We start from the raw sequence: 6643 nt of genomic DNA on the forward strand, positions 1-6643 counted from the left end.
GAGCACCGGACCATCCGGGCCGGGATCGGTCCGGCGCCGGGGCCGGTGCGGGGACGGGATCGCCGACGGGATCGTCATGAAGGGTCTGCTGCTGAACGCGCTGCTCGGGGTGGGTCTGGGGCGGTTCGGCTCGGTCTGGGGCCTGCCGGTGTTCCTGCCGGTCGTCGCGGCCGAGCTCGCCTACGGGTTCCAGATCCATCATCTGAGCGTCGGTGGCGGGCTGCGGCGCGGGGTGGCGCTGCTGATCTGTGGCCAGCTCGGCTTCCTGCTCGGCGCGCTGCTGCGCCCGCTGCCGGGCGAGGGGTGAGGCAGCGCGCGCTCCCTGACGGATCCGGCTGGTGAACGAATTGCTAACCGATACGGCCGCGCCCGGGTTTGCGGCGCGAGGGGGTTCAGTCTTGGACGAGAACGATCCGCACTGGGACGCCGACCCGCTCTGGTACGACCGGGCGGAGCCGGAGGCGGCGCCTAGCTTCGTGCTTGAGGGCTTGGCGTATCTGGTCCTGCTGCTGCTCGCCGGGATGGCGTGCGGGATACGGGTGTACCGGCTCCCGGAGGTGCTGTGGTGCCGGGCCGCGGACTGGCTGGCGCGACGGACCACAGGCCCGCGCCGGTCGTGAGATAAACGGCCCCTCGCTCAAGGGATCGCGGGGCTCGATGGTGTCCGTCCGCGTTTGGGATTCTCCAACCGGGCTGGGCGAAGGGCCATCGCTCGGGTCCCAAAGCCATCCCGTTCTTCGACCGTCACGGCCACATCGTGCCGGTCGCGATCGCCGACAAGAGCCCCGGCATCCGCGCGGGATCCTCTGGCACGCGAGCCGGTGAGAGGACCGACGGAACGGGCCGGCTGATGCGCCTTCATCGCCTTGCCGAGGCGAACGCCTGCGTCACCGCTTTGCGCAGATGGCCCGGGCCTTCATGGCGGTCGGGGCCGCCCCCATGGCGAAGCAGTAGATGCTGCTCTCGTCCATGGCTGGACGCTCACCGCCGCTGCAGGTGCCGTTCACGGCAAACTCCTCGGACGCGCAGGAGGCGACGCACCGTCCGCCTGCGGTACACTCCTCGACCTGGACCCGCAGGGCGACGGTAGCGGTTCCCGGCCTGCCCTCGGGCCCGGCCGGTCCCGCCGGGCCGCGCTCGCCGCGTTCGCCAGCCGGGCCTTTCGCGCCTCCCTGTCCCGCGGGGCCGGGCGGCCCAGGGGGACCGACCGGGCCGAGATCGCCCTTCGCGCCACGCTCGCCTTGCGGCCCTTCCGGACCTTGCTGACCGGCGGCCCCCTGCGGACCGCGCGGGCCGACCTCGCCCTTGGGCGTGTTTGCCGCCAGCATTACGGGGGCCGGGTGCGACGGCGCAGCCGCGGCCTGCTTCACGGGCGCTGGCCGGGCGCAATAGCCGACGACGGCCTGCCGGCTGATCGCCTCGGATTTCAGCGTCACCACGCAGGTTTCCGGGTGATAGGGGATCCGGAACGCGAAGCGCCCGTCCTGGTCCGCCCGCGTGTCGAACTTGTCGTCCAGCACGACGCTGGCCGCGCGCGGCGGCGCCAGAGTGCCGAAGACCCTAAGATCGCCGTTGGAGATCATCGCCATGTCCACGGCGATGTCGCCGGCGGCCCACGCGGCCGATGACGCGAGGCAGAGCGCCAAGACCAGAATCGATCGCCGAGCCATCCTGCAAACCCCCAAATTCCCGGATTGGGTAGGACTCGGCATAGCTCGGCTCTATCGGGCCGCGACGTACATATTTCGGCGCAGCCGCGGGCGGACGAGACCTGTTCTTAAGGCGAAGGATGCACGGGCGCCGCGCCGGACGACGGCGCCGGCGCTCGCCGATGACCGAACGATCCGACGCCGTCGCGGCACCGCGAGGCCTTTGCCGTGCGGGTGGGCGACGGCTCCGGCTCTCCTGCGCCGAGGCCAGCGGGACTCTCGGGCAGAGCCATCATCGCCGATGCGTCGGCTCGCGAGAGATCACGCCAGGAGGTTGAGATATCGGGCTGCGATATAGGCGGCCAGCACCAGGACGACGATGCCCGCACCGCTGAACAGGATGGCGAGCCAACGATCGAAGACGGCGGCGTCGCTATCGGCCTGACGGGTCGCGCACGCGACGCAATAGGTCGTGCCCGCGCGGATCGTCTCGCCGCAGGATCGACAGATGGTGCGTGCCGTCGGTATCGATCTTTCGTTCGGCATCGCGCGGGTGAATACCAGTTCGGTGTCGCGGATCGCAATTCCTGGGACGCTCGCGGTCTGAATCAGCGACACAATCACGCGCGAATTGATCGTGGGGGCGTTCCGCGCAGAACGCCCCCACGGTTTCATGCCTTCCGAACGGCGTGTCGCGGGCTCCCGGTGATCGCTTGGTGATCGTTCTGCCGCCGCGAGCGAAGCGAGGCCGTTGCGTCGGGGGGCCCTGCGCGTCTCGTGCCGCCCTGGATCATGTCGCTTCGCGCGTGATGACGGTGGAACTCAGGAGAGCCACGGCGTCGCTCCGGAGCCCGTCTATCAGGCCGACTTCTTTCGGCGTTGAACCTTGGGCTCCGCGCGACTCGGCTCGTCGCCGGCTGAAGCCCCTCCGCCTGGCCGCCCGAGGCCGATCGCCTTCGCCAGGGCGGATCGCCGTTCGGCATAATCCGGCGCGACCATCGGGTAATCCCGCGGCAGCCCCCACTTCTCGCGATAACCCTCCGGCGTGAGGCCGCGGCCGGTGAGATGCCGTTTCAAGGTCTTGTAGGGTTTGCCGTCCTCGAAGCTGATCAGGGCATCGCGGCCGACCGAGCGCCGGATCTCGGCAGCGGACGGTTTCTCGACCGGGCCCTCTGCAACCGCAGGCGCCGGACCATGTCCCTGCGCGGCCGCCTCCACAGCGGCGTAAACACTCGCGAGAAGCTTGGGCAAATCCGAGACTTGGACATGATTATTGGAAACATAGGCGGTCACGATATTTGCCGTCAGATGCCTGACATCGAGAGGCCGCGCTTCGAGATCGTCGTCCATTGCTGACTCCTGGCGGCACAACCTTCGTCATACCTTGGGGCATCTACGAGGGACGCGTTGATCCGTTCCGGTTTTCTGCGATGGAATTCATTGAGCGTTAACGACGCGTGTCAGGCGCGGCAATCGGCGCGGCGTTCGTTAACGGATAAGATCTTTTGTTCGATCACGAGCGCTTCGATGGCACCGATATTTTTACCAATGCAAGCCGGTGGGTATTTCTACAGGGATCGCAGCGCTCCAACGCATCCCGAGATCAAATCAGATCTTCGAGCGTCGCCGGTGTTCAGGCGGCGGTCACCCTCATAACGTGGGCGCGCAACCTGTGTTGCTTATGCAAAGACTGGATCCAAGGGCATGTTGTCCTGCTTGACGGCATGCGGCTGCGGGCCGGATGGCGTCCCGTCCAGGCATGACCCGCCGACGGATGTGAAAGCTGGCAACGACGTTGCGTTCCGACCGCCGCGGCCGAGAGGCCCTCAACGCGGCAGCGGATCAGTCACTCATCGCCAGGGCGTCGGTCACCAGTCGATTGACCAGAGCGTCGCGTCTTGCTTGGCGCAGCACGATGCGGGCGGCCGCACGCGCATTGGCGGCGCGCAATGCGCCCTTCGGGGCGCCATCGCGCAGGGCGCGCCACGCCATCGCGCGAAACCACCGGGCATTCGCCAAGGCGATGGTACGACGGTCGAGGACCGACCCGCAGGGGGGCGGCTCGATGGAAAAGGCGGTGTGCATGAATTCAATCCTGGGCAGCAAAGATACGCCTGCCCGCGAACTGAAAGCCTCATGACATGCTCTTTTTCTCGGATCAATACTTATTTAACGGCGAATTAAAAATTTTCGATCGGGACGATGGCGGAGATTGGCGCATCGCGCCTGGATCGAGGTCGTCTGCCTGTCGTCCGAATACCGAATATCTGACCTCTGGTCGAATACATCTGCCTTGCACCGGATTTCACAGGTGCCTTCGGGCCTTTCGTTTCTGACGAAAAACAGAAAACCACGCATCGTCGCAATCGTCTGCCCTGTCGTGATCCGATGGCGGCGACCTTGAACCCAAGCAACGTGACCAGTCGGATGACATCGCGTTTCGCTCACGCGCGCGAGAGGCCGTGCGCGTCTCCCGTCGCGCCATCTCTGCTTGCAGCTTGTGGCCCTGTGCTGGGATCAGCGGCCGCGATGACTGCCATGCCGGTCCGGCCCTCCGTATCAATCCTGTCGCGGCCGTCGCACAAGCCCCGCCTGATCGGCGCGCCGCCCATACGCCGCCGGTGTCGGCGTCTCATGGCTGCAATGCCGGACACGAAGCCGGGCCGTGCTACGCAGGCTTCGATCCGAGCCGAGCCGTCCGCCGATGTTGACCCGCCGCACGCTTCTGTCCCGACCGACCTTGGCGGCCGCCTGCGCGGCGGCCGGAAGTCTCGCGAGCGCAGGTTACGCGACAGCGTTCGAGCCCCATCGGGTGCAGGTGACGCATTACCGGCTGTGCCCGCCACGATGGCCGGCCGGCCTGAGGATGCGAATCGCGGTGCTCACGGATGTCCACGCCCATCCCCGCTGCATGGGCGAGGGCGCGATCGCCGATGTCGTCGCGCGCACCAACGCGCTCGCCCCCGACGTCACGGTGCTGCTGGGCGATTACGGCTCCCAGAGTCGCGGCGCCGTCCCGTTCGAGACGGTGGCGAATCTCCTGCGCGGATTGCGGGCACCGAAGGGGGTGTACGCCATCCAGGGCAACCACGATTGGGGGGACGATCGCGCGGCGCTCCGGTGCGGCCACGGCCCGACCCGCGCCGAGCGCGCCCTGCGGGCGGCCGGCATCGCGTTTGTCGAAAACGCGGCCGTGCGCCTCGATGTCCGCGCCCCGCTCTGGCTGGTCGGCCTCGAGAGCGAGGCGACGCCGGGCCGTGATTTAAATCCGGAGCGCCTCGACCGGCAGAGGTCGGAGATCCTCGCGCGGGCGCTTCGGGATGTGCCCGCAGAGGGAGCCGTGATCCTGCTCGCGCACGAGCCGGATCTGTTCGCCACTGGACTCGACCCGCGGGTCGCGCTGACCCTGTCCGGCCATACGCATGGCGGCCAGGTGCGGATCCTGGGCTGGTCGCCGTGGATCCCGTCCCGGTACGGGCTGCGCTACGCCTACGGCCACATCGCCGAGGCGGGGCGGGACCTGATCGTCTCGGCGGGGCTCGGCTCTCATTTCGTGGCGGGCCGGCCGTTGCGACTGGGCGTGCCACCGGAGATCGTGGTGGTCGATCTCGAATCTGTCTCGGAGGGCGATCCTACGCAGCCGGTCTTCGTCCGCGGCTTGGGCGGGGCGGCGTAACCGTTGCCGGGGCTCCGGGCGGGTGGACGAGGCGCCAGCGATTCGCCGATCAACGTCGGAAGACGCCGATCGACGCCATGATTGTCCTGTTCAGTTCAGCCATAATGGCCAATTGCGCAAAATAAATGCACATTGCCTGCTGTAGTGCCGGTAATATGCCACTATATTGCCTAAACCCGGTCGCTCCATGAGGCCGGTGAGGAAACGTCAAGCTTTCGCGTGCACGAAGGTGCATCGATGGCGCTTGAGAGGACACGATCATGCACTGGGCTGCCGTGATCCTCACCGCCTATGCGGCCGGTCTGGTCGAGTTCTGGCGGCTGTGCCGCGATGCTCCGCTGATGCCCGATGAGGCCGCCCGGCCGTATCGAGTCGAGCTGGAGTCAGCCGAACAGCCGCGTCACCACCCAGCCTAGGATTCCGATCCAGCCGACCACAACGAGCAACACCACGCTCAGGATCGCGGTCGAGCCGTAGCGCGCGAAGAGGCGCTGGCCGAGGCTCCGGTCCCGTCCGGCCGGTCCGGTCTCGCTCGGTAATGTCTTCATCGGCCCAGCCATCCCTCTGTACCATGAAGCCATGGCCTCCCGCACGGGTTCCGCGACGATCGCCGAGCCGAGCCACGGGTTAGACGGCCAGGGCTCAGTGGCTCGCACCTCACAAGCACGCGCTATAGGTCTATCGCCTTAAGCTGGCTCACGATCGGCGTGGTCCTGTGGTCCGTCGTGCGAGCCAGTCCGCGGCCCGGCACCACAGCGCGTCCGGGAGCCGATATACCCGTACCCCGCACGCCATCCCGGCGAGCAGCAGCAGGACCAGATACGCCAAGCCCTCCAGTACGAGGCTAGGCGCCGCCTCCGGCTCCGCCCGGTCGTACCAGAGCGGGTCGGCGTCCCAGTGCGGATCGTTCTCGTCCAAGACTGAACCTCCTCGCCCCACAAACCTCGACGCGGCCGTATCGGTTAGCAATTCGTTCACCAGCCGGATCCGTCAGGTAGCGCGCGCCCCGCCTCACCCCTCGCCCGGCAGCGGCCGCAGCAGCGCGCCGAGCAGGAAGCCGAGCTGGCCGCAGATCAGCAGCGCCACCCCGCGCCGCAGCCCGCCACTGAGGCTGAGATGATGGATCTGGAACCCGTAGGCGAGCTCGGCTGCCACGACCGGCAGGAACACCGGCAGACCCCAGACCGAGCCGAACCGCCCCAGACCCACCCCGAGCAGCGCGTTCAGCAGCAGACCCTTCATGACGATCCCGTCGGCGATCCCGTCCCCGCACCGGCCCCGGCGCCGGACCGATCCCGGCCCGGATGGTCCGGTGCTC

Annotated in this window: 9 protein-coding genes; 3 read left to right on the top strand and 6 right to left on the bottom strand. The window is 67.7% G+C overall.

Features of this window, described 5'->3' with window-relative positions; translation table 11 throughout:
- Both MKL20_RS28190 and MKL20_RS28195 read left to right on the top strand, forming a co-directional pair.
- A partial coding sequence (locus MKL20_RS28190; RefSeq protein ID WP_244039448.1) for a hypothetical protein occupies positions 1 to 307 on the top strand: 307 nt, incomplete at its 5' end.
- 91 nt (positions 308 to 398) lie between these two features.
- Positions 399 to 620, top strand: a complete 222-nt coding sequence (locus MKL20_RS28195) for a hypothetical protein (protein WP_244039449.1) — start codon at positions 399 to 401, stop codon at positions 618 to 620.
- 267 nt (positions 621 to 887) lie between these two features.
- Here the strand turns inward: MKL20_RS28195 and MKL20_RS28200 are convergent, their stop codons facing one another.
- From MKL20_RS28200 to MKL20_RS28215, 4 genes are all read right to left on the bottom strand, one after another.
- Complete coding sequence (locus MKL20_RS28200; RefSeq protein ID WP_244039450.1) at positions 888 to 1670, bottom strand: collagen-like protein; 783 nt, start codon at positions 1668 to 1670, stop codon at positions 888 to 890.
- Positions 1671 to 1970: 300 nt separating this feature from the next.
- Complete coding sequence (locus tag MKL20_RS28205) at positions 1971 to 2273, bottom strand: TraR/DksA C4-type zinc finger protein (protein ID WP_244039451.1); 303 nt, start codon at positions 2271 to 2273, stop codon at positions 1971 to 1973.
- A gap of 234 nt (positions 2274 to 2507) precedes the next feature.
- Positions 2508 to 2999 (bottom strand): MucR family transcriptional regulator, encoded by a 492-nt coding sequence (locus tag MKL20_RS28210; protein ID WP_244039452.1) that lies wholly within the window; start codon positions 2997 to 2999, stop codon positions 2508 to 2510.
- Between the two features lie 492 nt (positions 3000 to 3491).
- On the bottom strand, positions 3492 to 3734 hold the full coding sequence (locus tag MKL20_RS28215) for a hypothetical protein (RefSeq protein ID WP_244039453.1): 243 nt from the start codon (positions 3732 to 3734) through the stop codon (positions 3492 to 3494).
- A gap of 619 nt (positions 3735 to 4353) precedes the next feature.
- Between MKL20_RS28215 and MKL20_RS28220 the strand changes: the two genes are divergently transcribed.
- Positions 4354 to 5325, top strand: coding sequence for a metallophosphoesterase (locus MKL20_RS28220; RefSeq protein WP_244039454.1), 972 nt, complete (start codon positions 4354 to 4356; stop codon positions 5323 to 5325).
- Positions 5326 to 5708: 383 nt separating this feature from the next.
- On the opposite strand, the gene MKL20_RS28225 is transcribed toward MKL20_RS28220, so the two are convergent.
- Entirely contained in the window at positions 5709 to 5873 is a 165-nt protein-coding gene (locus MKL20_RS28225) for a hypothetical protein (protein WP_243943906.1), read from the bottom strand.
- Positions 5874 to 6336: 463 nt separating this feature from the next.
- On the bottom strand, positions 6337 to 6643 hold a 307-nt coding region (locus tag MKL20_RS28230; RefSeq protein WP_244039455.1), incomplete at its 5' end, for a hypothetical protein.

The organism is Methylobacterium sp. E-066, assembly GCF_022829635.1.
In the GTDB taxonomy this organism is placed as follows: Bacteria; Pseudomonadota; Alphaproteobacteria; order Rhizobiales; family Beijerinckiaceae; genus Methylobacterium.